21 protein-coding genes are annotated in these 23,162 nt (G+C 64.5%); 8 read left to right on the forward strand and 13 right to left on the reverse strand.

Annotated elements, in window-relative coordinates:
• The first annotated feature begins 3 nt into the window (after positions 1-3).
• Positions 4-486: a YajQ family cyclic di-GMP-binding protein gene (locus FHW69_RS14445; protein WP_183423798.1), complete on the forward strand. Its 483-nt coding sequence runs from the start codon at positions 4-6 to the stop codon at positions 484-486.
• Here FHW69_RS14445 and FHW69_RS14450 read toward each other — a convergent pair whose 3' ends face one another.
• From FHW69_RS14450 to FHW69_RS14475, 6 genes are all read right to left on the reverse strand, one after another.
• A complete protein-coding gene (locus FHW69_RS14450; RefSeq protein ID WP_183423799.1) occupies positions 487-3,591 on the reverse strand; it encodes a ligand-binding sensor domain-containing diguanylate cyclase in 3,105 nt (1,034 codons plus the stop codon). It lies immediately after the preceding gene.
• On the reverse strand, positions 3,581-5,134 hold the full coding sequence (locus FHW69_RS14455; RefSeq protein ID WP_183423800.1) for an EAL domain-containing protein: 1,554 nt from the start codon (positions 5,132-5,134) through the stop codon (positions 3,581-3,583). Before FHW69_RS14455 ends, FHW69_RS14450 begins: the two co-directional genes overlap by 11 nt.
• Before the next feature lie 213 nt (positions 5,135-5,347).
• Complete coding sequence (locus FHW69_RS14460; protein WP_343204030.1) at positions 5,348-6,010, reverse strand: DUF1345 domain-containing protein; 663 nt, start codon at positions 6,008-6,010, stop codon at positions 5,348-5,350.
• 2 nt (positions 6,011-6,012) lie between these two features.
• On the reverse strand, positions 6,013-6,408 hold the full coding sequence (locus FHW69_RS14465; RefSeq protein ID WP_183423801.1) for a response regulator: 396 nt from the start codon (positions 6,406-6,408) through the stop codon (positions 6,013-6,015).
• Positions 6,409-6,476: 68 nt separating this feature from the next.
• Positions 6,477-8,549 carry a S9 family peptidase gene (locus FHW69_RS14470; protein WP_255494826.1) on the reverse strand — a complete coding sequence of 691 codons (2,073 nt, stop codon included), beginning with the start codon at positions 8,547-8,549 and terminating at the stop codon, positions 6,477-6,479.
• Positions 8,550-8,623: 74 nt separating this feature from the next.
• Entirely contained in the window at positions 8,624-8,911 is a 288-nt protein-coding gene (locus FHW69_RS14475; RefSeq protein ID WP_183423802.1) for a GNAT family N-acetyltransferase, read from the reverse strand.
• Positions 8,912-9,027: 116 nt separating this feature from the next.
• Between FHW69_RS14475 and FHW69_RS14480 the strand changes: the two genes are divergently transcribed.
• The 6 genes from FHW69_RS14480 (at position 9,028) to FHW69_RS14505 (ending at position 14,021) form a co-directional block, all read left to right on the forward strand.
• Complete coding sequence (locus tag FHW69_RS14480) at positions 9,028-9,453, forward strand: OsmC family protein (RefSeq protein ID WP_183423803.1); 426 nt, start codon at positions 9,028-9,030, stop codon at positions 9,451-9,453.
• 78 nt (positions 9,454-9,531) lie between these two features.
• Positions 9,532-10,494 carry a CorA family divalent cation transporter gene (locus FHW69_RS14485; RefSeq protein WP_183423804.1) on the forward strand — a complete coding sequence of 321 codons (963 nt, stop codon included), beginning with the start codon at positions 9,532-9,534 and terminating at the stop codon, positions 10,492-10,494.
• A gap of 4 nt (positions 10,495-10,498) precedes the next feature.
• On the forward strand, positions 10,499-11,419 hold the full coding sequence (locus FHW69_RS14490; RefSeq protein WP_183423805.1) for an oxygenase MpaB family protein: 921 nt from the start codon (positions 10,499-10,501) through the stop codon (positions 11,417-11,419).
• 236 nt (positions 11,420-11,655) lie between these two features.
• Positions 11,656-12,714: a GGDEF domain-containing protein gene (locus FHW69_RS14495; RefSeq protein WP_183423806.1), complete on the forward strand. Its 1,059-nt coding sequence runs from the start codon at positions 11,656-11,658 to the stop codon at positions 12,712-12,714.
• Between the two features lie 307 nt (positions 12,715-13,021).
• A complete protein-coding gene (locus tag FHW69_RS14500; protein WP_183423807.1) occupies positions 13,022-13,342 on the forward strand; it encodes a hypothetical protein in 321 nt (106 codons plus the stop codon).
• Positions 13,343-13,700: 358 nt separating this feature from the next.
• Entirely contained in the window at positions 13,701-14,021 is a 321-nt protein-coding gene (locus tag FHW69_RS14505) for a hypothetical protein (RefSeq protein WP_183423808.1), read from the forward strand.
• 465 nt (positions 14,022-14,486) lie between these two features.
• On the opposite strand, the gene FHW69_RS14510 is transcribed toward FHW69_RS14505, so the two are convergent.
• From FHW69_RS14510 to FHW69_RS14535, 6 genes are all read right to left on the reverse strand, one after another.
• Positions 14,487-16,268, reverse strand: coding sequence for a DUF885 domain-containing protein (locus FHW69_RS14510; protein WP_221195569.1), 1,782 nt, complete (start codon positions 16,266-16,268; stop codon positions 14,487-14,489).
• A gap of 79 nt (positions 16,269-16,347) precedes the next feature.
• On the reverse strand, positions 16,348-16,878 hold the full coding sequence (gene sodC, locus FHW69_RS14515) for a superoxide dismutase family protein (protein WP_183423809.1): 531 nt from the start codon (positions 16,876-16,878) through the stop codon (positions 16,348-16,350).
• 62 nt (positions 16,879-16,940) lie between these two features.
• Positions 16,941-17,330, reverse strand: a complete 390-nt coding sequence (locus FHW69_RS14520) for a VOC family protein (RefSeq protein ID WP_183423810.1) — start codon at positions 17,328-17,330, stop codon at positions 16,941-16,943.
• Positions 17,327-18,037 (reverse strand): pseudouridine synthase, encoded by a 711-nt coding sequence (locus FHW69_RS14525; RefSeq protein WP_183423811.1) that lies wholly within the window; start codon positions 18,035-18,037, stop codon positions 17,327-17,329. Before FHW69_RS14525 ends, FHW69_RS14520 begins: the two co-directional genes overlap by 4 nt.
• Positions 18,034-19,089, reverse strand: coding sequence for a methyltransferase (locus tag FHW69_RS14530; RefSeq protein ID WP_183423812.1), 1,056 nt, complete (start codon positions 19,087-19,089; stop codon positions 18,034-18,036). Before FHW69_RS14530 ends, FHW69_RS14525 begins: the two co-directional genes overlap by 4 nt.
• A gap of 69 nt (positions 19,090-19,158) precedes the next feature.
• Positions 19,159-20,727 carry a YdiU family protein gene (locus FHW69_RS14535; protein WP_183423813.1) on the reverse strand — a complete coding sequence of 523 codons (1,569 nt, stop codon included), beginning with the start codon at positions 20,725-20,727 and terminating at the stop codon, positions 19,159-19,161.
• Between the two features lie 127 nt (positions 20,728-20,854).
• Here FHW69_RS14535 and FHW69_RS14540 point away from each other — a divergent pair, with 127 nt between their 5' ends.
• Positions 20,855-21,505 carry a hypothetical protein gene (locus tag FHW69_RS14540; protein ID WP_183423814.1) on the forward strand — a complete coding sequence of 217 codons (651 nt, stop codon included), beginning with the start codon at positions 20,855-20,857 and terminating at the stop codon, positions 21,503-21,505.
• Between the two features lie 10 nt (positions 21,506-21,515).
• On the opposite strand, the gene FHW69_RS14545 is transcribed toward FHW69_RS14540, so the two are convergent.
• The gene (locus FHW69_RS14545) at positions 21,516-23,156 is read right to left on the reverse strand and encodes an EAL domain-containing protein (RefSeq protein ID WP_183423815.1); all 1,641 of its coding nucleotides are present in this window, start codon (positions 23,154-23,156) and stop codon (positions 21,516-21,518) included.
• Positions 23,157-23,162: the final 6 nt, after the last annotated feature.

Consider the following 23,162-nt stretch of genomic DNA (forward strand, 5'->3'; position numbering starts at 1 on the left):
CTCATGCCTTCTTTCGACGTCGTCTCTGAAGTCGACAAGCACGAACTGACCAACGCCATTGACCAGGCGAACCGGGCCCTGGCCAACCGCTTCGACTTCAAGGGCACCAGCGCGAAATTCGAGCTGGACGGCTTCGTGGTCACCCAGATTGGCGACAGCGACTTCCAGCTCAAGCAGATGCTGGACATCCTGCGCGACCGCTTGGTCACCCGTGGCATCGACATCCGCGCGATGGACGAAGGCGACGTGGAAACCAACCTCGCTGGCGCGCGCCAGAAAATCACGCTGAAACAGGGCATCGAACAGCCGATCGCCAAGAAGCTGATCGCCTCGATGAAGGAAGCCAAGCTCAAGGTCGAAGCGCAGATCAACGGCGACAAGCTGCGCGTCACCGGCAAGAAGCGCGATGACCTGCAAACGGCCATGGCGGTGCTGCGCAAAGCCGACGTGGAGCTGCCGCTCCAGTTCGAGAACTTCCGCGACTGATTACATCGCGGCCAGACGGCTGCGGTTGCGGCCGTCGTTCTTGGCACCGTAAAGGGCCTCGTCCGCGCGGCCCAGCAACGAATTGAGCGATTCGGGCGCGCGCCACACGGCAATGCCCGCGCTCACGGTGATACGGATGCGGTATTCGCCGTGCACGATCACCATCCCGGCCAGCGCGTGACGCACGCGCTCGGTCACTTCCAGCGCATGCTCGGCCAGGGCGCCGGGCAGGCACAGGATGAATTCCTCGCCGCCGAAGCGGCCAGCCAGATCATCCGCGCGGCACATCGAGGACAGCACACGCATCGTCTCGCGAATGACCGTGTCGCCGGCCAGATGGCCGAAGGTGTCATTCACGGCCTTGAAGTCGTCGATATCCACCAGCACCAGGCTGAAAGGAATGCCGTCATTGGCGGCACCCACACGCACGCGCTCGGCCTGCTCCAGGAAGCGGCGGCGATTGAGCGAGCCGGTCAGCTCATCGGTGCCGGCCAGATGATTCAGGCGCTCGTTGGCTGCCTTCAGGTCACGGGTGCGCGCGTCCACTTCTGCCTGCAACAGCACCGCGCGGCGGCGCAGATACAGCGTGCGCAGGTACACCAGCCCGAAGAAGGCGACCACGCCCAAGAGCGCGATGGCAAGCAGCACCCAGAAGCTTTCATACCAGCGCGGCGGCACGATCACGTGGATGCGTGTTTCCACGGTGGTCGCATCCAGCCCGCGAGTGGTGGCACGCAGCCTCAGCGTGTAGCTGCCACTGGCAAGGTTGGTGTAGATGGCGGTGGGCGGGATGCCCCGCGCAATTTCATTCCAGCTCGATTCGGCTTCGTCGATGCGGTACGCATAGCGCGTTTCCAGCGGCGCGCGGAAGTCCAGCAACGCGAAGTCCACACGCAGGTTGCGTGCGTGGTTGCCCAGTTCAAGCGTGCCGTTATCACCGGGAATCCGCTCGAACGGCACGGAAATGTCGTTGATGGCCACGTGAGTGATGGCCAGCCGCGCTGGCGGCACCGTTGATGGCGGGGTCCAGTACGGACGCACGACGGTCAGGCCACCCAGGCCACCAAACATCAGCTCGCCACCCGGCGCTTCGGCGGCCGCGCGATGGATGTAGCTGGGGATGCGCAGGCCGTCGCGGATGCCCAGGTCGGAGATGCGGCGCGTATTGGCGTCCACCATCACCACGCCGTTGGCCATCGACGCCCAGATGCGGTCGTTGCGGTCGATCAGCAAGGCGTTGATCTTGGTGTTGGGCAACCCCTCCCGCGCGCCGACCAGGTCGAAGCGGAACGGGCCATGCGGATGGAAGTCGCTGATATACGCCAGCCCGCCGAACGTACCCAGCCACAGGCGGTGATGGGAATCGAAGGCTGCCGAGCCGGTGTAATCCTGCGGGAGACTTTTCGGGTCAGCCGGGTCGTGACGCAGATTGGTGAAGCCGTGCTCGCCGTCGAACGCGATGCTGATGCCATTGATGGTCTGGAACCACCAGGCCTGGGGCATGCGGACGATGAAACGCACCTGGTCGCCCACGAGGCTGCGCGGGTCCTGATCGTTGTGGCGCATCTGCTCCAGCGCGCCGGTCACGGTGTCATAGCGGAACAGGCCGTCGTAGCCGCCGATCCAGATGCTGTCGCCATCGCGCTGCATCGACAGGATCAGGCGCCCATCCAGGCTGGGCAGCATCGAGCTGGTCATCGCGAAGGTGTCCGGATCAATCCGCGAGATGCCCTGCGCGCCCGCCCAGATGGAGCCGTCCGGCGCAACAACGAAGGCCTGCACATCGCGCTCGGCCTGCTCGCCGCCCAGTTGCAGGTGGCGCATGGTGCCGTTGGCCAGGTCGAGCACGTCAATGCGGCCCATGCCAAGGCCCAGCCACACCCGCCCGCGAGGGTCCACGAACACGCCATGGACGTTCGCATTGGACAGCGTGTGGCTGCCCAGCGGCGACGGCAGCACGGAAAACACCCTGCGGCCGCGCGGGTCGTAGCGCGCTGCACCCAGTTCGGTCGCGACCCAGATGTTGCCCGAGGCATCACGCAGCAAGTCGCGGGTGATGTCGCCGGGCAGCGACGACGGCATGGCCGCATCGTGGGACACGGTGTGCGCGCGGCCGGTGCGCAGGTCGTAGATCATCACACCGGCGCCATCGGTGGCGGCCCACATCTGGCCCTGCTCGGACTCCAGGAAAGCGCGCACGGTACGACGATGCGCCAGACTGCCCTTGCCCGAAAATCCCGGCACCAGATGCGCCCGGCCATCGCGGCTGATGTAGAACGCACCACTTTGCCCGGTGCCGACCCAAAGGCGCCCGGCGGAATCTTCGCGCAACGCCCAGACCTGGTCGCGCAGCATCTCGGCCATGTCGGCACCGGGCTGGGTGTAGCGCACAAAGTGCTGGCCCGGGCGACGCACGAACAATCCGCTGTCCGTTCCCACCCACACGTTGCCCTGCCCGTCTTCGGCCACCACGAAGGTGCGCGGCACCATGTCCGGATCGTCGCCGGGTTGTCCCGATTCGTGAGTGATACGGCCGCTGGCAAGCTCGATGCGGTTCACGCCGCCTTCGGTCGCCAGCCAGTACGCACCCTTCTGCCGTGCAGGCGCGATGGAGAAAATCTTGCCGTTGGACGTGCCGCCGCGTCCCACCGGATAAACATGGAAACGCGTGCTTCGCGCGTCGAAGCGCACCAGTCCCCCGGCATTCGTGCCGATCAGCAGGCCGCCGTCGTCCAGCGGCAACAGCGAGCGCACATATGCATCGGGCAGCACGGCACCGCCGTAGGAGTCCGGTTCCTGGCCGAACACCTGCATGCGGTAGCCGTCGTAGCGCACCAGCCCGCCAAACGTGCCGATCCAGATGAGGCCCTGCTTGTCCTGCACGATGGCGGTGGTGGTCGAATGCGGCAGGCCGTCGGCCACCGAAACGCTGTCGAACCAGAACGACTCGAATATCGCCCAGGGATCAGCCGTTGCCGCAGGCGTGGCCGGCGGCGCGGCATGGGCGACCAGAACCGTCAGCAGCAGGACGGTGAGCAGAATCAGGGCGCGAAATAGCCGCCGCGGGTTTACGACGTTGCGAGCTCGCCGCCGCTCAAGGGGCATAGGCGGCAACTGGCGGATTGAGATACTTCAGGAACGCGTCGGCGGTCATGGGCCGGGCAAAGAAGTAGCCCTGCCCGATGTCGCAACCCAGCTCGCGCAACCACTCGGCCTGTGCCGCCGTCTCCACACCTTCGGCAATGGTTTCCATGTTGAGCTTCTTGGCCAGTCCGACGATGGCCTCGGTGATTTCCCTGTCTGCCAGATTCAAGGAGCTTCCTCGCACAAATGACTGGTCGATTTTAATCGTACCGACGGGCAATTCGCGAAGGTGGCCCAGATTCCAGTAGCCCGCACCGAAATCGTCGATCAGCAGCGCGAACCCGTGCGAGCGCAGCTTGCGCAGTTGCCGCATGGTTTCTTCGGGCTGGCGCATGGCGCTCGATTCGGTGAGCTCGAAACGGATGCGCATCGGGTCCACGCCGTGGGAGCGCACGGCCCGGTGCAGCGTATCCACGAATGCCGGCCGGCTGAGCTCGTGCATCGACAGATTGATGGCCACGTAATCAACCCGCGTACCCAGGGCGTCCCACTCGCCCAGCTGCCTGAGCACGCTGCGCAGCATGTACTCGCCCAATGCGTGAATCAGGCCAGAGCGCTCGGCCACCGCCACGAACACGGTGGGCGGCACGTCGCCGCGGGTGGGGTGATGCCAGCGGGCCAGCGCTTCCACACCGGCCAGCGCACCGGAACGGAGGTTGCGCTTGGGCTGGTACTCCACACTGAGCTCGCCACGCTGCAAGGCTTCGCGAAGCTCGACCGTGAGAGCCAGCCGCTCACGGGCCTGCTCAAGCATGCCTTCTTCGTAGAAGCGGAAATCAGCCTTGCCGGTTTCCTTCACCGCGTACATGGCCGCGTCGGCGTTACGCAGAAGCGTTTCTGCATCGCGGCCGTCATGCGGCGCCACGGCCACGCCGATGCTCGGCGAGACCGCCACCAGCTGGCCGGCCACATGCACCGGCTGGGATACCAGGTCCAGCACCTTGCGGCAGATGCGCACCAGGTTTTCCATGCCGCCGTAGGTCTGCACCACCACCACGAACTCGTCGCCACCGAAGCGCGACACGGTGTCGCGTTCACGCACGCTGCTGCGCAGTGACGTGGCCACGGCGCGCAGGAAAATGTCGCCGGCTTCATGACCCAGCGTGTCGTTGATCGACTTGAACCCGTCCAGGTCGATGAACATGACCGCGAGCGCGGGGGTATCGGTGGTAGCCAGCGCTTCCTGCAATTCGTGCATCAGGAAGGCGCGATTGGGCAGGCCGGTCAGCGTGTCGTGGTAGGCGTGGAAGGCCAGTGCGCGACGCGCCTGCTCGCGCGGATCGCGGCGCCGCTGGCTGAGGCGGCGGCGTTGACTCAGGAAAAACACGATGAGAGCGGCGGTCACCAGCGCAAGAAAGAAAAACGCCGCACCCCATGGCATTCCCGTCGGGACAGCGGTGTCGCCGGCACATCGCGGAATCTCGCCGGGCGAGAAGAGGTTCGCATGCACGCAGTTGAGCACGGCACCGCTCAAGCCGTTATGGACCAGCCGATCTGTCAGCACGCCATGCTCCGATTTCCGACCTGCCGAGCCTTCCGCACGCTTGCGGGGCGCCGGCCTGGGGCATCACCCTGAGTGAACCTGAACCACGGAAGCTTGCGGCTGAAAACGAGCAGGCTCACGCGAATGCATATCCGGTGGAGTATCGGCCACCCCCAAGCGCGACTTTAGCGTGCCCGGCGCCACATTGCAGCGTCCCGGATGTCGCGGCCGTCTTCACGCCTTGCCGGCCACCACATTCACGGTGATGGCGATGATGATCACGTTGAAGAAGAACGCGATGACGCTGTGCCCCAGCGCCACCCGCCGCAGCTTTTTGTCGGCGATCTGCACGTCGGAAACCTGAAATGTCATACCGAGAACCATCGCGAAGTACAGAAAATCCCAGTAATCGGGCACTTTGGTACCGGGAAACTGCAACGCTTCGACCTCAACGGTGGTGTCGCTGTAGCACGCATGCGCGTAGTGAAGGGCGAACATGGTGTTCATGAACAACCACGACAGCAGCAGACTCAGGCCCGCCACCACGATGCCGCCAACGCCCGACGACGCATCGCTGCGCAGTTCCACGCCCAGCGCCACCAGCACCACGCCGCAAAGCACCACGCTGATCCACAGCGCCGTCCAGCGGCCCGGATCCTGCTCGCGGGCGCGCGTGCGCATGGCGTCGACCGTCGCCCCGGCAAACATCGTGAGCGTGGTGGACAGGAACGCCACCGCCGCCGCGTCGAATCCCATGAGGAAACTCAGGCTGGGACGCACGTCGCAGGCCATGAGAACGCCGGCCAGCACCACAAACACGCCCAGCGCGAGCGTCCAGCGCGGGCGCAGCCGGAAATGCGGTGTATAGCGGCGCCAGCCTTTGATCCGGCCAGGCACGTTCACGTCAGTGGCGCCGGAGGACGTCCTTCCACCAATTGACGAAGTGCCACGGTGAGCTCGCTGCTGCCGTACGGCTTGCGCAGCGCGGGCCAGTTGCGCCAGCGCTCGTCCATGCCCGATTCGTCGTAGCCGCTGCTGAACACAAAGGGGATGCCCTTGTCGGCGAGCACTTCGCCGACGAGCTCGCCAGCTTCACCTGCCACGTTCACATCCACGATGGCCAGGTCCACACCGTTGCTGCCAAGGAACGACAGAGCGTCCCTGACTTTGCCGAATACGTGGACGACCGTGGCACCGGCATCCACGAGGCGATCCTCAAGCAGCATGGCCAGCATCTCCTCATCTTCGAGGAGAAGGACACTGCGCCCTTCCAGAATGCGTTCACTCACGCTCATGCTGCGTCTCATCCACTTCGGTGCCGGACCCGCACGATCCGGCACCCAGTGTAGCTGCATCGTGAGACTCAGGGCGTGGCTTTGAGATAACGGTCAAACCAGCCCAGTGCGCGACTGAGCACGTCGCGGCGATTTTCATCCTTGGCAAAACCATGGCCTTCGCCCGGGTAGACCACCAGCGAGGTGGGCACGCCCTGCGCCTTGAGCGCATGCCAGAACTCGAACGACTGCGGCGCCGGTGTTTCGGCGTCGCGCTCACCCACCACAATGAGGGTTGGCGTCTTCACCTGCTTGATGAAGTTGATCGCGGAGCTTTTGGCATACACCGCCGGATCGTCATACACCGACGCACCGAAGTACGGCGTCATCCACTGGTCGATCAGGTTCTGGCCGTAGTAGCTCTGCCAGTTGGAAATGCCGGCGCCCGCAACAGCCGCACGGAAACGCTGGGTCTGGGTCACGCCGAACATCGTCATGAAGCCACCGTAGCTCCAGCCGGTGAGGCCCAGGCGCTTGTCGTCCACCGGGTGCGTCTTCTCGATGGTATCCACGCCTGCCAGCACGTCACGCAGGTCGCCATAGCCGAAGTCGCGACGGTTGGCGCCCACGAATGCCTCGCCCTGGCCGTAGCTGCCACGCGGGTTGGGCATGAACACGAAGTAGCCCAGCGCGGCCAGCGGGCCGGCGCCATAACCCGAACCGGGCCAGCGTGGGATCACGGCACTGGCCGGGCCGCCGTGCACAGACACGATCATGCCGTAGCGCTGCTTCGGATCGTAGTTGGCCGGATAGAGCAGCCAGCCCTGCACATCGTGGCCTTCATGCGTCCAGGTGATGGACTCCGCCTTGCCCCACGAGGGCGACAGCGCCGCATTGAAACCGGTCACGCTGGCCGGCTTGGAGCGACCATCCAGACTGGCCACCGTCACTTCCGGTGCATGCGCGTAGGAACTGGACACGAACGCCGCGTGGGTCGCGGTGCCATCCAGCGACAGCGACATGGCCAGACGTCCGTCGCCGATGGATGCGGGCATCTGGAAAAGCGACTTGCTGGTCGCCGCTCCCGAGGCCGGCACCTGATACGCGGACACGCGGCTCTCGCCGCCCACCACTTCGGAAACGATCAGGCGATCCGCACCCGCCCAGGCCAGCCACGACGGCGTGACCTTCGTGCCCGGCGTGACGTTCACCGGCTCGCCGCCACTGGCGGCCACCGTGTAGATGTCGCCGCCGGTTGCGCCCTGATCGCTCATCAGGCCGCCGATGAAGGCAATGCGCTGACCATCCGGTGAGAATCGCGGCACGGCCATTTGCAGGCCGCGCAGTGAACCCTGAACAGTGGCGGGGTCCACAATCACCGCCGCGCTGGCACCGGGCCTGGCATCCTGCGCATACAGTTTGGCGACCCACCAGTTGTTGTCCCCCGGCGGCGGCGCGGCCACGTAGGCGATGCGCGCGCCATCGGGAGAGAAGCTGAATTCATAGACGTGCTGCGCTTCGTCGGTGAGCAGGCGCGGCTCGCCGCCTGCGGCATCAATGGCTGCCACGCGCTGCACTTCCATGCCATCCACACCGACCTCGCCCAGCTGCGGCTTGGCCGCGGCGGTAGCGGCAGCGCGACGCGTGGCGCCGGGCACATAAAGAAAACCAAGCGTGTGGCCGTCGGAGGTCCACGACAGTGCCTGCACGTAACCGGTCAGGTGAGACAGGCGCGCGGGCGCGTCATGGCCGGAGGTATCGGCCACGTAGATATCGTTCTGATGACCTTCATCGGCACCGGGCGCCGCACCGCCGCAATCGGACAGGAAGGCCAGATGACGTGAGTCCGGGGCCCACAGTGCCGAGCTTTCGCGGCAGGTGCCCGGCGCCGAGGTCGTGATGCGGTGCGCGTTGCGGCCGTCCACATCGGCCACCTCAATGGCGCTCTTGCCCTTCGTCTTCACCGTCCAGGCCAGCTTCCGGCCATCCGGCGACAGCGATACCGAATCAATCGAACGCACTTTCTCCAGCGACGACACAATGGCTTCGATACGTGGATCGGCAGCCTTCGCGGCCGGTGCGTCGGCGGCGTGCACACCGGTGATGCCGGCAAGTGCAAGCGCGACGGACATAAGCGTCCGGCCAGTGGACAGTGACTTCATCTTCAACCCCCGATCCCGTGTCGTAAGTGAACGGACGCTAGCACGCGCCCCACCAGGTAGCCGCAGGCCGAAGGTCATGCCAGCAGCGATGAATATTCCCCATGGCGCCGGAACCAGGCGGCGGCATAGGAGCATTGCGGAACCACTTTCCAGCCGGACGCCTGTGCCGCCTGCACGGCGGCGAGCGTCAGCGCGGACGCCACGCCGCGACCGCCCACGGCCTGCGGTACCGAAGTGTGGGTAATGGCCATAACGCCGCTCTTGTCGAGGGTGTAGGTCAGGATGCAGGCATGACCGTCCACAGTGGTCCGGAAGGCCTGGTGAGATGTGTCGTGGACGATGTCCAGGGGCTGATCGGTCATGAGTGAACTCCAATGATGACAAAACGGACAAGGCGTTTTCGCATGGTCTGCATGGTCGGGACGCTAAGAAGGGGGAATAGAACGGGCTTCACTTCACCCCCAACGGAGACACGATCATGCGCAAAACGGCATCTGCTGTGTGGAAAGGCGGCATCAAGGATGGCCAGGGTGTCATCTCAACCCAGACCGGCGTGCTTCGTGAAGCGCCGTATGGCTTCAAGTCACGCTTCGAGGACGGCCCGGGCACCAACCCGGAGGAACTGCTGGGCGCCGCGCACGCGGGCTGCTTCACGATGGCGCTGTCTCTGATGCTGACCGAAGCCGGTCTCGTACCCGACCGCATCGAAACCAAAGCCGAAGTAACCCTGGACAAGGATGGTCAGGGCTTCTCCATCACGGCCGTGCATCTGACCGTGAAAGCCATCGTCCCGGGCACTGACGCAGCGGGATTTGAGAAAATCGCCACCCAGGCGAAGGAAGGCTGCCCCGTTTCGAAAGTGTTGAACGCGAAAATCACCATGGACGCCTCGCTGGAGTCGTAAGCTTGGGGTTCTCGTGGCGGGAAGCCTGTGCTCCCGCCACGAACAATCCTTTCCTTATGCCGGAGGCGCAGGGCGCACGTGCTGATTATTCATGAACAGGGCAAGGGCTCCGAGGCGATCACCTGGAAGGCCAACACGGTCCTTCCCGAAGGCGTGCTCTGGCTCGACCTGATCAACCCAACCGACGACGAGCGCGAGTGCGCACGCAAGGCCACCGGCCTGCGCATTCCCTGCCGCGAAGATATCGACAGCCTGGCGCTGTCCAGCCGCATCCGTACCGACGACGATGCGATGTACCTGAGCATCCCCAACTTTGCCGACTGCAAGGGCGACCAACCGCCCAGCCCGGTCGGCCTCGTTATCACGTCCCGGATTCTGCTGACGCTGCGCTTCGGCCAGTCCGAAGCCTTCGACCTGGCCGCAAGAAACAGCGACAAACACCGCTGGCGTTCCAGCGCCGACGTGCTGGCCACGTTGCTCGAATCCATCGTCAACCTCGCGGCCGAGCGCATGGAACAGGTTGGCGTGAACCTGCGCGCGCTGTCCGAACGCGTGTTCACGCCGCAGCGGATGGGTACGCCCGCGTTGCGCAATTGCATGCTTGAGGTCGGCAAGCTCGAAGGCCAGCAGACTCGCAACCGCTCGTCCCTTCTGGGCATTCAGCGTATCGTGTCTTTCGTGCGCAGCAAAGCGCCGGAGTGGATGGCCGATGACGTGGAGGTGCGCCTGCGCGTGGTCGATCACGACCTGCGCGCGCTGGACGAATTCGACGACCAGCTGACCAACAAGCTGCAATTCCTGCTCGACGCCTCGCTCGGCTTCATCAACACCGACCAGAACCACGTCATGAAGGTGCTGACCGTGGTCTCCGTCGCCACCGTACCGCCGGTGATCCTGGCCGGCATATGGGGCATGAACTTCAAGGACATGCCGGAGCTCGCCCTGCCCTACGCCTATCCCATTGCGCTGGGCACCATCCTCCTCAGCATGCTCATTCCCGTCCTCTTCTTTAAGTGGCGCGGCTGGCTGTCGGGCGACTGACCCCATGAGTTCGCCCTTCTCCTTCATCCTCGGCCCCGCCAGCGGGCAGATCCGGCGCTGGGTATTGAGCGCGTTTCCGCGCGACCCGGACGGCGGCATCGACTACGACCATCCCCTGGGCGACGCGGGCCTCTTCGGGCCGCAAAGCGTCACCTGGAAAATACACGGTGACTTCCCCGGCATGCTCTCCGGCGGCCTGTGCGCGCTGATGCTGCAAACCCTGCACCCGCAGGCGCTGGCCGGTGTGTGGGATCACTCCAACTTTCGCGACGACCTCGTAGGCCGGTTGCGTCGTACCACCGCCTTCGTGGGCGGCACCACCTATGCGGCTACCGGGGATGCACAGGCACTGATCGACCGCGTGCTGCGTATCCACGCCCAGGTAAAGGGCGTCACCGAAAACAACGTGCCCTACGCCGCGGATGATCCGGACCTGCTCACGTGGGTGCACATCACCGAGATGAGTAGCTTCCTGTCCGGCTATCGCCGCTACTGTCGTGACGACCTGCCGCCCGGCGCAGCGGATGCCTATTTCGACGAAACCCGGCGCGTCGCCGAAGCACTGGGTGCCCGCAACGTTCCGCGCTCCGAACGCGAGGTACGCGACTACTTCGAGGCGATGGTGCCGCGCCTGGCGTATACCGAGCGCTCGCGCATCGTGCTGGACGTGCTGTCGAACATCACCCTGCCCGTACCGATGGCGGGCCTCTCGCGTGAACTATTCCTCGGCGCTGGTGCCGCGTTGCTACCCACCTGGGCCGCCGACATGCTGGAGCGCACGCCGCGGCAACGACGGGGTGCGCGCGTGGCGGCAGCAACGCTGTCGGGAATGGCGCCGCTGTTTCGTCGGGCACTGCGTGATGGCGTGGCGTCGCGGTCGTGTCACCGGGTGGGCGTCAGCCCCGAAAAACTCTCTCACTGGTGACAATGCAAACGATTACAAGGAACTGTGTCACATATTCACATCAAATTGCCCGTATTCGACTAAAGTAACGGACTGAGTTGCCGCTACAGAGCAGGAGTGCATCCCTCTGGCGACAACAGGAACGTGGTCGGACACGGGATGCGCTGAGCATCCACTCGGGGGAGGAAGCCGGCGGTGACATCTGTGAACGACCGATCGAGAGACCGTGCGCCTGTGATGCGGCGGAGCCACCTGTCATGACGACTCCGTGGCCCACCCCATCCCGCCCCCTGCCCGAATCGCGCCTGCTCGCCTCAGTCGCCGAATTTACCCACCATCGCGACATTGATGCGCTGGACCACAGCCTCGTGCTGTCGCTGGCCGAACTGGTCAACGTGGGCTCCGTTGCGCTGTGCAAGCGCGGCGACGACCCGCATCGCCCCATCGAGTCACTGGTCGTGTGCGAGCGCAACGCCGAGGGCCAGCTGGCCGTCAATGCCGCCGATCCGGAGCACACCAGCGTCGCCGTCCACAGCCTCGTGCACAGCATGACCACGCTGGAATCCATCAGCGAGTCCACGTCCGGCGGAGCCTACCGGGTCATTGTTCCCGTACAGCGCGAACACGTCGGCATTGGCGCACTGATGCTTCAATCCAATGAGCCGCTGGACGAAGTCCGCCCGCTGGCCGATGGCTTTGCGCGCATCTACAGCAACTACATCGCGCTTCTGAATGAAAGCGAGCGGGACAAGCTCACCGGCCTGTACAACCGGCGCAGCTTTGAACAGCGCCTGCGGCGCTTGCTCAAGGCGCAGTATCGCCATCGCGAAAACGCCGGCGAAGAACGTCGCGCGCCAGAGCATCCCTCGCGCGTGTGGCTGGCGCTGCTGGACATTGACCACTTCAAGCGCATCAACGACACCTACGGCCACGTATACGGCGACGAAGTCATCCTGCTGCTCGCCCAGCAGATGCGCGCATCGTTCCGGCAATCCGACGTGCTGTTCCGCTTCGGCGGCGAAGAATTCGTCATGCTCATCACCGCCGATAACGAACACGACGCGCTGGCCATGCTCGACCGCTTCCGCCGGCATATCGCCGACCACGTATATCCCCAGGTCGGCCACGTCACCGTCAGCATCGGCTATGCCAGCATCGGCGAAAACGACTACCCGGAAATCGTGCTGGATCGCGCCGACAAGGCCCTGTACTTCGCCAAGCAAAACGGCCGCAACGCCGTGCACAGCTACGAAGACCTCACCGAACGCGGCGAACTGGTCACACCCGTCCCCGTAGGCAGCATTGATCTGTTCTGAACTACCGCGTGCTGACCCACTCTCAAATAATTCCGATAGTTTTTTCGGAATAATCGGATAGTTCTGCCTTGCGTGAATCGGGATGCTCTGCGCGTCGCCGACTCTGCGGTGACCGGGTGTCGAAACCCGATTCAAAAAACGTCGCACAGGCGGTTCGCCGCCTGTGTTTTACGCGCACGCTTTTATGGCGGGCGTGTCGGGCAGGCTCACGCCTGGCCGGGTTTTGGCGATTTTTGACCGGTTTTCGACCCCGACACGTCCGCCACCCTGCAAGGCAGGGTGCGGACCCCCCGGCCAAGGAACCGCCATGCACACGCCCGACCAGACCATGACCTGCCCCACCTGCCAGAGCGACGTCACCCTCACCATCGACCAACTCCGCGACGTCGCCGTCATGCGCCTCGCCGATGCCCAGGCCATCGTCGATATCTCTTCGCATGCCCTTGAGGCCGACGTAGACCCCGCGACCGCCGCACAACTCAGCATCATGCTGCGCCGACTGCTCGCCGAAGCCATGCCGCCCATTACCGGACTCTGGCGCAGCCGGATAAAACTCATGCCGGTTGAAGCCATCGACATACTGAAAGGCGGCCCCTTCGGAACCACACCCGCATCAACCGAATCGTGAGCAAACTCACCCCACAAGGCCGCTGCATCGTTCCGTTCTGACATGCCGTGCGTGGGAGCAGGCTTGCTCGCCCCACTCTCAAATAATTCCGATAGTTTTTTCGGAATAATCGGATAGTTCTGCCTTGCGCGAATCGGGATGCTCTGCGCGTCGCCGACTTCCTCGGCGGCCGGGTGTCGAAACCCGCCTTACCAAAGTACACAGGCAGTTCGCTGCCTGTGTTTTGAACATGCACCTCTATGGTGGACGTGTCGGGCAGGCTCGCGCCTGGCCGGATTAGCTTTGGTAACCGGTTTTCGACCCCGACACGTCCGCCACCCTGCACAGCAGGGTGCGGACCTCCGGCCAAGGAACCGCCATGCACACGCCCGACCAGACCATCACCTGCCCCACCTGCCAGAGCGACGTCACCCTCACCATCGACCAGCTCCGCGACGTCGCCGTCATGCGCCTCGCCGATGCGCAGGCCATCGTCGATATCTCTTCGCACGCGGTGGAAGCCGACGTCGATCCGGAAACCTCCGCACAACTCAGCATCATGCTGCGCCGACTGCTCGCCGAAGCCATGCCGCCGATCACCGGACTCTGGCGCAGCCGGATAAAACTCATGCCCGTCGAGGCCATCGACATGCTCAAAGCCGGCCCCTTCGGAACGACACCCGCATCAACCGAATCCTGAGCGATGGGTGCTCGCCCCACCCCCAACAAAGCCCTGCTCTCGCCCCAAACACAAGCACCCATCGGCAGAAAGCCCCCGCCGCCCTCCCCATGAGCGGTAGGAGCGCGAGGACGTTCGGGCGGAAAAGGCCCCGCAGGGGTGGCCGGCAGGGATGCCGGCCATTTGGCGCCTGGCCATGGATGGCCAGTCGACAAACCCCGCCCGAACGTCCGGGTCGCGTAGCGACCGCGCGACGTGCTCATGGGGAGGGCGGCGGGGGCTTTCCCGCGACACGCCACGCTGTGCCGACCTCGCGAGACAAACCAACAAGCAAAATGGCGCTAGCCGAACCGCCTGGAACCCGTCGACAAACCCGCCCGAACGTCCGGGTCGCGCAGCGACCGCGCGACGTGCTCATGGGGAGGGTGGCGGGGGCTTTCCCGCGAAACGCCACGCTGTGCCGAACTTGCCAAACGCACCAGCCCTTTACAGTGGCGAAGAATCATCCTGCAACATCGCCTTACGCACGAGCTTGATCGGCGCAAACCCCTGCCGCATGAAATCATCATGGAAGCGATGCAAGTCGAAAGACGCCCCCTGCTTCTTCTGCACATCCGCGCGCAACTTCAAAATCTCCAGCTTGCCCAGCGTGTAATACAGATACGTCGGGTCCGACGTGCCACGCTTCGTTTCAATCGTGCCCACCCCGCGCGACTGATACCCCTCCCTGACAAAGAAATCCACCGCCTCATCGAAAGTCATCTGACCCGTATGCAGCTTGATGCCCACCACAAAGCGCGCATTGCGCAGCAGCGCATCCTGCAACTGCCCCAGCTTCAGCAACTTCTGCTGACGCGGGTCATCCGGATACAGCGCCTGCGCGAAACCCTCGTCCAGCATCATCTGCTCGCTGTAATGCGCCCATCCTTCCGCATTGCTGGAGCAACCGATCAGCTTGCGCACCGGATCATTCAGATTGTGCATCCACAGAAACTGCACGTAATGGCCCGGATAGGCCTCATGCACCGCCACGCTGCTGATGACCGGATAGCTGAACTGCGCCATGAATTCGTCAGTGCGCTGCTTGTCCCAGCTCGCCTCCGGCAGCGTCACATTGAAATACGCTTCCTTGGCCACCGACTCGAACGGCCCCGGCGTATCCATCGACGCGAACGTCGTTGCCCGCATGAAAGGCGGCGTTTCCTCAACGATGGGGCGCACCTTTGAAGGAATGGTGATGATGCCCTTCGCTTCAATAAAACCGATCAGCTTGTCGAAACTTGCGCGGAACGTGTCCAGCAACTTGTCGCCCGGCGGATGATCCGCAGCAAGTTCAGCCAGCACCTGCGCAGGTGTCTTGGTCGGATCAAGCTCTTTGGCCACCTTCGCGAATTCCGCCTGATTGGCGCGCATGTTCTCCATGTCGATGGCGAGCAGACGATCCAGCGGCGTATCGACCATTTCGTCGTACGCCAGCTTCTTGCGATACGCATCCGCACCGATCCGGAAGTCGCCCTTCGAGCGCGGCAACAGATCGGTCTTCATCCAGTTCTGGTAATCACCCAGCGCCTTGATGACCGCCCCATTGGACGCATCAAACTCACGACGAAGATCGGCATCCTTCACATCTGCAAACGCGGCCGGCACGTCGTTCCTGAAGAAATCCACCAGCCCCGGCAATTGCTCCAGCGCGATCTCCGTGTAGATCCGGGGCGGATTGACCAGATTCACCCGCGCCGCCGCCAGCGTATCGAGCATGTGCCTCTCGCGGGAAATGAGCGCACGTATCCGCTCTTCAGGCGCGGCGAACTTGCGCGCCATCAGCGTGAACGCGCTTCCTGCCACACCACTGGAATAGAAGTCCGGATTCTTCTCCCACGGCTTGATCGTGGTCAGCGTCAGCAACGTGCCCCGCACGCTGTTGAGCAGCAGCTCGCGGTCACCCGCCACCTGCTGACTGAGGTCACCCGGCTTCACGGCGGCGAATCGCGCTTCCCACGCACGCAGCTGCCTTACCTGCGCGTCGATGCCCTTGCGCGACACATCCTCCAATTGGCCATCGTAGCGATGCACGCCTGCGGAGGTGGCGGCGGTGGGATTGCTCGGGAAATAGAACTGATTGAAGTACCCCTCGGCCAGCGACATCAAGGCCTCGTCGCCTTTGCCCTGTACCGGAGCGGTGGCAGACGGGGCGGTCTGCGCGAAGGCGAACGTTGGAAGGGCCAGACTCAGGGCGGCGCACAGCAACGTTCGCGACAACTTCGGCATAACCCACTCCCCTCGTGATGGATCGCCGGAGTGTAGGGTCAGACTGCGCGGTGCCGCCAGTGGCACCGCGCAACGATCATCAGCGGATCACGCCACACACGATGCGCGCACCGCCGCCGCCCAGCGCTTCGGGATGGTCGGAGTGATTGTCGCCACCGGCATGCACCATCAGCGAATGACCCTTCAGCTCGGCAAGCGTCTTGAGGCGCGGCGCCAGCACGTCGGTGGTGCTCTTGCCATCAGCCGTGACTGTAATGGCGGGCAGATCCCCCAGGTGACCGGTATCGACATACGGGCCATCGTGGCGATTGGTCCTGGCCGGATCAAAGTGGCCACCCGCAGCGAGCGCGGCGCCCTTCTTGCCGTCTTTCTCACCCGGATCGCAGCTCGGATTCACGTGCAGATGGAAGCCGTGCACGCCCGGTGCCAGACCCTCCAGCTTCGGCGTGAACACCAGGCCGTACTTGCTCTGGGTGACCGTGATCGTGCCAACGGAGGCGCCCACCCCATCTGGCGTAACGGCATTCATGGGCACTTCGATGGATTGGTCGGCGGCGAAGGCCGCGGAACACGCCAGCAGGCTGGTGAGTGCGAATGCGATCTTTCTCATCGGGCAATTCCTTTCCGTTAAGTAGTGCATTGATACTGCAGGAGGGGTGTACGCCACGTCTATCAGGCCGGCTGGAGCAGATCCCAGCGATTGCCATAGAGGTCTTCAAACACAGCCACGGTCGCATAGCTTTCGTGACGCGGCTCTTCCAGAAAGCGCACGCCTGCGGCCTGCATGCGCGCGTGGTCAGCGGCAAAATCCGTGGTGTGCAGAAAGTACCCTACCCGCCCACCGGTCTGTTGCCCCACAGCGGCACGTTGCGGCGGCGTGTCCGCTACAGCGAGCAGAAGACAACTGCCGCGTGCACCCGGCGGCGCCACGCGAACCCAGCGTTTGGTCGGCGAGAGCGGCGTGTCTTCAAGGAGCGCAAAGCCCAGCACATCCGTGAACCACGCAATGGCCTCGTCGTAATCGTTGACCAGATAGGTGACGGCAGACAGTTCCTGGCTCATGCGTTTTCCTTGTTGAAGATGCGGGCCAGATCGTCGGCGCCCAGCGCACGCCATTGCCCGGCGGGCAGACCGTCCAGAGTGAGGCCACCGAGCGACACGCGCTCCAGCGATTCCACGTGGTTGCCCACGGCGGCGAACATGCGGCGCACCTGGTGATAGCGGCCTTCGGTGACCGATACGCGCGCCTTGCGCGGCGACAGCACTTCCAGCACGGCAGGAGCCAGCGGGTCGGTCTCGCCATCGAGCATCAGCGTGCCAGCGGCAAAAAGCTCGCCCTCATCACCACGCAGGTCCGAGGCGAGTGTCGCTTCATATACTTTGGACAGCCGCGACTTGGGCGAGATGATCCGGTGCAGCAGCGGGCCATCATCGGTAAACAGCAGCAACCCGGATGTCTCCCGATCCAGCCGGCCGACGGTCGAGAGCACCGGATTGCGCAACGCGAATCGCGGCGGCAGCAGGTCGTAAACCAGCCGGCCCACGTCCTTGCGCGAGCAGGTCACACCCAGCGGCTTGTTGAGCAGCACCACCAGACCCTGCGGGGGATCAAGCGGCTCGCCTTCGACAAGAATCTGGTCGTGCCCGACCTTGTCGTCCGTGTACAGCACTTCACCGGCAAGATCCGTAACCAGACCCTCGCGGAACATCGCGGTGACCTGCTTGCGGCTGCCATAGCCCAGATTGGCGAGAAGTTTCACCAGTTTCATCGCACACCCCGTGCTTCAAAGACTTTAAAGCCGTCGCGTTCCACGACGGTACGTACCTGGATAAATCGCGACAGCAAGGTCGCTTCATACGGAAGGTGCCGGTTGGCCACCATCCACAGCACACCGTCCTTGACCAGCGCATCGGCCGCGCGCTCAATGAAGGCACGACCCAGTTCGGGCAGGTCGGCACGTCCCTGGTGGAACGGCGGATTGGAGACGATGGCCTGATAACGGCGGTCGATGCCAGCGGTCACGTCACGCCACAGCACATCGAACAATGCAGGCTGCGCGCGTGCTTCGACGGCTGCGGCAAGATTGCGCCGCGCCGGCTCCAGTGCGCGGCCCTCCGCTTCGTACAGATCCACGCGCGTCACCGCCGGGCAACGCGCCAGCACCTGTGCGGACAGGTAACCGAAGCCAGCGCCCAGATCGGCCACGGCACCATGCAAGTCGCCAGGCAGCACCTCGGCCAGCAACGCGGACGCCACATCGACGCGATCCCATGCGAACAGACCGCGCCGACTCACGTAACGACCGCCGGCAATGCACACCGGCTCGTCCAGCGCCAGCCAGTCGCGCATCAACGCTGGGTCCGGCGTGGCGTCTGGCCGCGTCCAGAAGACCCGGCATTTGTGTTTGGACAGCGAGGCAACACCACCGGCAAGGAGCGCCAGATCAGCTTCGGCCGTGCGGGCGCCTTCGGCATTGGGCACGCTGGCCAGCACCACGCCGCCCGGGGCGACGCGCGAAAGCGCGCGGGCGTACAGCGCGCGCGTTTCTTCGCGTTGACGGGTGGGCAGCAGCAGCACCAGCGGAAAGGTTTCCTCCGGCACATCGGCCACCACCTGCCATCCCGACCGCTCCAGTGCATCGGCGAACGGGCGGAACGACTGCTGCATGACCCAGCCGGGACGCCGCAACTCACGCGCACGGAAGCCATCGCGGGCGCGCAGCACCAGCACGCGGCCATCCGCAGGGAAGCGCAGGTCGCCGGTATCGAAGGGCACGAACAGGGCGTCAGACGCCGCGTCGGATAAAGGGCCTGAGGCCACGGGATACCTTGAAGCGGGAAACGACCGCCGATTCTACCCCGGGCCGGCGTCCCGGGAAGCCTGCGCTCTTCAGGAACTGCACGAAAGCATGGAGCACCCGGCCTTGACCCGTGCCCAGTCCGGGCGACGGGCAAGGTAATGCGCGTCTTCCGGAGCCACGTCATAGGGCGTGCGCAGCACGCGCATCAGGTCGTGGATGCCCGAATCGTCGCCCTCGGTCGCCTTGTCGATGGCCTGCTGTGCCAGGTAATTGCGCAGAACGAAAGCCGGATTGGCGGCATGCATCAACGCCGTGCGCTCCGCCACCGAGGCGTCATCCTGAGCGACCCGGGCGACGTACCTGCCGAGCCAGTCCACCAGGAGAGGCTCCGCAGACTGGCGGCGTGCGTCATCATAGAACGTGTGGGCAAAGGCATCGGACTGCGGCGTCTGAAGGCAGATATCACCCAGTGCCCGGTAGAACAGCGTCATGTCCATCTCGCCGGCCACCAATACCTCATGCAGCGACTCCACCAGTGCCTCGTCACCTTCGCGCCATCGGGCAAGGCCAAGCTTGGCGGTGGTGAAAGCTGCATGGTCAGCCTGGAAGCGGGTGACGTACGCGGCAAGTCCTTCCTGCAAGGCCTCCACCCCGTGGAACAGGGGGGCCAGTGCCTGCGCCAGCCGCTGAAGGTTCCAGTAAGCCACCTGCGGCTGCTGCCCGTAGCGATAGCGCCGGTGCTGGCGGTCGGTGGTATTGGGGGTCCAGTCCGGATCGAAGTTGTCGATCCAGCCATAGGGGCCGTAGTCGATGGTCAGCCCAAGAATGGACATGTTGTCGGTGTTCATCACGCCGTGCACGAAGCCCACGCGCATCCAGTGCGCCATCAGCGTGGCGGTGCGCTCGCATACTTCCCTGAACCAGCTTGCCAGCGTGGATTCCGGGTAAGTGTCTTCCACGCCGTAGTGCGCAAAGCCCTGGCGGATCGCGTGATGGACCAGCGCGCGCAGCAAATCCACGTCATTGCGCGAGGACGGCAGTTCAAAGGAACCGAATCGCAGGAACGTGGGAGCGACGCGGCAGACGATGGCACCCGGCTCCGCGGCCGGGTGGCCGTCATAGAACATGTCCCTGACGACCTGGTCGCCCGTGCGCACCAGACTCAACGCCCGCGTGGTCGGCACGCCCAGGTGATGCATGGCTTCGCTGCACAGGAACTCGCGCACCGACGAACGCAGCACTGCCCGACCGTCGGCTCCTCGCGAATACGGCGTGCGCCCGGCACCTTTCAGCTGCAACTCGAAGCGCTGGCCGTCCGGGGCAATCATGGCGCCAAGACCAATCGCCCGGCCGTCGCCCAACTGCCCGGCCCAGTGGCCAAACTGATGGCCGCCGTAATTGGCGGCGTGCGGCTCCATGCCAGGCCACAGCGCGTTGCCGGCAAAGACCCTGGCGAACGCCGGATCGTCGGCCATCCGCGCGGGAAGACCCAGCAGACTCATGACCTCAGCCGATACTGCAACAACCTGTGGGTCAGCCACCGGCGTCGGTGTCACCCGCGACCATGCGGCACCCTCGACCTGCCGGGGTGGCCCATCAGTCATGGCTTCGCCCGGCAACTCGCGGAGAAAGGAATTGTCGAACCGGGGGAATGACATAAAGGCGCTTGGGGATATGGTGGGGAACTGGCAACCGATATCCGGGCGCAATTGCGCATTGCAAGGCACCCCAAACCGGGCCGCCTCAGGCACACTGTGCGCCCGCGCCTCTCCCGATCACGGCCCCATGCGACCAAGACGCCAAACGGCCGCCCTTCTGGCCGCCCTGCTGACCCCCACCCTGCTCGGCGCGGCGCCGACGACCGTGCCGCACAGCGAAAAGACCCTGGTTGAACTCATCAACGTCACGATGGGCACCCTGCCCAACGCGATGGATGCGTTGTCCGGGCGTGTGCCCGGCGGGCTCAATCCCACCGAGGACGCCCCGCCGCAGATCGTGCGCAGTGGCGCGTTTGTCACCCGGGACGGGTTCCGGGTCTCGGCATTCGAGGCGCGTGGCAACGACGAAGGCGGCGATGTGCCCATCGTGCGCTTCACCAGCATTCAACTGGAACAGAAGCCCTGCTTTTCGCGGGCGGACGTGGGCACGATCTTCCACGGCGCTTCGTCGGAAACCAACCTGCCGTCCGCCCCGCCCATGCTGCCGAACAAATACACCGTCGTGCAGATGCCGTGGGGCAGGCTCTCCTTTGGCACCTCCCAGGACAGCGGCAACTGTGTGATCGCCATTGTGGGCGATGCCACCAACGGACTGAGCATGCCCGGCCCACTGCCCATGCCCCTGCCCACCTCGGTGCCCGGGATGCCGGATCTGCGACGCAGCTGGCCGGTGTCAAACATGCCGTACAACGGCCAGCCCTACAACGGTCAGCAGTAACCGTCCGCCGCTACAGACCGAATTCGGCCAGCCGATCCGCCGGCAGTGCCGGCGAGAACAGGTAACCCTGAAGCTCGTTGCAGCCGACCTCGCGCAGGAAGTGACGCTGCTCTTCGGTTTCCACGCCCTCGGCCACCACGCACAGCCCCAGCGCCGCACCCAGGTTCGACACGGCGCGCACGATGGCGGCCGAGTCCTCGGCCTGCGTGGCAAGCTGCACGAACGAGCGGTCGATCTTCACCTTGTCCACGTCCAGATCCTTCAGCAGAGTGAGGCTGGAATAGCCGGTTCCGAAGTCGTCCAGCGAAATGCGTACTCCCGCCGCACGCAACCGCTTCAGCAATGACACGGCGGCGCCATCCGCGTGCACGATGGCCGTTTCGGTGATTTCCAGTTCCAGCCGGGACGGCTCCAGCCCGGTCTCGCCCAGGATGGCAAACACCTTGTCCGGAAAGGTGCTGTCACGCAGCTGCACCGCGCTGACGTTGACCGCAACAAACAGATGGGCATACGGCTGCACGCGCATGCACGCGGTACGCAGCACCCAGTCGCCCAGCGTCCCGATCAGGCCGGTTTCCTCGGCCACCGCAATGAAATGGACGGGAGGCACCACACCCAGGGTGGGATGCACCCAGCGCGCCAGCGCTTCCAGCCCCACCATCACGCTATCGTCGGCACGGACCACGGGCTGGTAGTGGCACGACAGGCCCTGCCCGGTTTCCAGTGCGCGGGACAACGCGTGCTCCACCTCGCGGCGATGATGCAGCGACGCATCCAGCGCGTCGGAGTAGATCTCGTAGCGATTGCGCGAACGCTTGGCTTCGTAAAGGGCGCTGTCTGCCTTGCGTGCCACTTCACCGGCCGCGACGTCCTCTGCCGTGATGATGACCACGCCAATGGATGCCCCCACGAATGCCGTGGTGGCCAGCACGTCGAAGGGCAACGAGGCCAGGGTCAGCATGTTTTCGCACAGTGCCGGGATGGCCGCATCGGGCAGGCTTTCCACCAGCAGGGCGAATTCGTCTCCCCCGATACGGGCCACCACATCATCGGGCGAAACCTGTTCGCGCAGGCGCTGGCTGAACTTCACCAGCAGTTCGTCACCGGTGAGATGGCCATAGGTGTCGTTGATTTTCTTGAAGCCGTCCAGGTCCAGATAAAGGAGGCTGGCCGTGGTGCCTTCGGACGCGCGCCGGACAATGGCCCGGTCCAGCCGGTTGAACAGCTGCGTGCGATTGGCCAGGCCGGTCAGCGCGTCGTGACAGGCCAGCCAGCGGACCTGCGCCTCCGACTCGCGCACCTCGGTGATGTCGGTGACCGACGCAAGAACATGCGGATGGCCGTCGATATCAACGCGGGTCTTGCGCGTGATGAGCGTGCGGGAGCGGCCCTGTGCGTCGACAATGGTTTCTTCCGACTCCACGACCTGCTCGCTACGCAGCACCGCATCGTCACCGGTGGTAAAGCGGGCCGCCTGCTCGGGCGGAAACAGCTGGCTGTCGGTGCGGCCCAGCACCTCGTCCCGGCGGATACCGTAGAAGTCGCATCCCATCTGATTGGCCGCCACCCACCGATGATGCGCATCGCGGATGAACATCGGGGTCGGCATCAGCTCCAGCATCGTCGACCAACTGGCGAGATCGTCGATCATTCACCT

This window comes from Luteibacter sp. Sphag1AF, assembly GCF_014192715.1.
Lineage (GTDB): Bacteria > Pseudomonadota > Gammaproteobacteria > Xanthomonadales > Rhodanobacteraceae > Luteibacter.

Coding starts and splice junctions, on each gene's coding strand:
- FHW69_RS14445 (WP_183423798.1), top strand. CDS start 4: ATGCCTTCTTTCGACGTCGTCTCTGAAGTCGACAAGCACGAACTGACC.
- FHW69_RS14450 (WP_183423799.1), bottom strand. CDS start 3,591: ATGCCCCTTGAGCGGCGGCGAGCTCGCAACGTCGTAAACCCGCGGCGG.
- FHW69_RS14465 (WP_183423801.1), bottom strand. CDS start 6,408: ATGAGCGTGAGTGAACGCATTCTGGAAGGGCGCAGTGTCCTTCTCCTC.
- FHW69_RS14470 (WP_255494826.1), bottom strand. CDS start 8,549: ATGAAGTCACTGTCCACTGGCCGGACGCTTATGTCCGTCGCGCTTGCA.
- FHW69_RS14475 (WP_183423802.1), bottom strand. CDS start 8,911: ATGACCGATCAGCCCCTGGACATCGTCCACGACACATCTCACCAGGCC.
- FHW69_RS14480 (WP_183423803.1), top strand. CDS start 9,028: ATGCGCAAAACGGCATCTGCTGTGTGGAAAGGCGGCATCAAGGATGGC.
- FHW69_RS14490 (WP_183423805.1), top strand. CDS start 10,499: ATGAGTTCGCCCTTCTCCTTCATCCTCGGCCCCGCCAGCGGGCAGATC.
- FHW69_RS14495 (WP_183423806.1), top strand. CDS start 11,656: ATGACGACTCCGTGGCCCACCCCATCCCGCCCCCTGCCCGAATCGCGC.
- FHW69_RS14500 (WP_183423807.1), top strand. CDS start 13,022: ATGCACACGCCCGACCAGACCATGACCTGCCCCACCTGCCAGAGCGAC.
- FHW69_RS14505 (WP_183423808.1), top strand. CDS start 13,701: ATGCACACGCCCGACCAGACCATCACCTGCCCCACCTGCCAGAGCGAC.
- FHW69_RS14510 (WP_221195569.1), bottom strand. CDS start 16,268: ATGCCGAAGTTGTCGCGAACGTTGCTGTGCGCCGCCCTGAGTCTGGCC.
- sodC (WP_183423809.1), bottom strand. CDS start 16,878: ATGAGAAAGATCGCATTCGCACTCACCAGCCTGCTGGCGTGTTCCGCG.
- FHW69_RS14520 (WP_183423810.1), bottom strand. CDS start 17,330: ATGAGCCAGGAACTGTCTGCCGTCACCTATCTGGTCAACGATTACGAC.
- FHW69_RS14525 (WP_183423811.1), bottom strand. CDS start 18,037: ATGAAACTGGTGAAACTTCTCGCCAATCTGGGCTATGGCAGCCGCAAG.
- FHW69_RS14535 (WP_183423813.1), bottom strand. CDS start 20,727: ATGTCATTCCCCCGGTTCGACAATTCCTTTCTCCGCGAGTTGCCGGGC.
- FHW69_RS14540 (WP_183423814.1), top strand. CDS start 20,855: ATGCGACCAAGACGCCAAACGGCCGCCCTTCTGGCCGCCCTGCTGACC.
- FHW69_RS14545 (WP_183423815.1), bottom strand. CDS start 23,156: ATGATCGACGATCTCGCCAGTTGGTCGACGATGCTGGAGCTGATGCCG.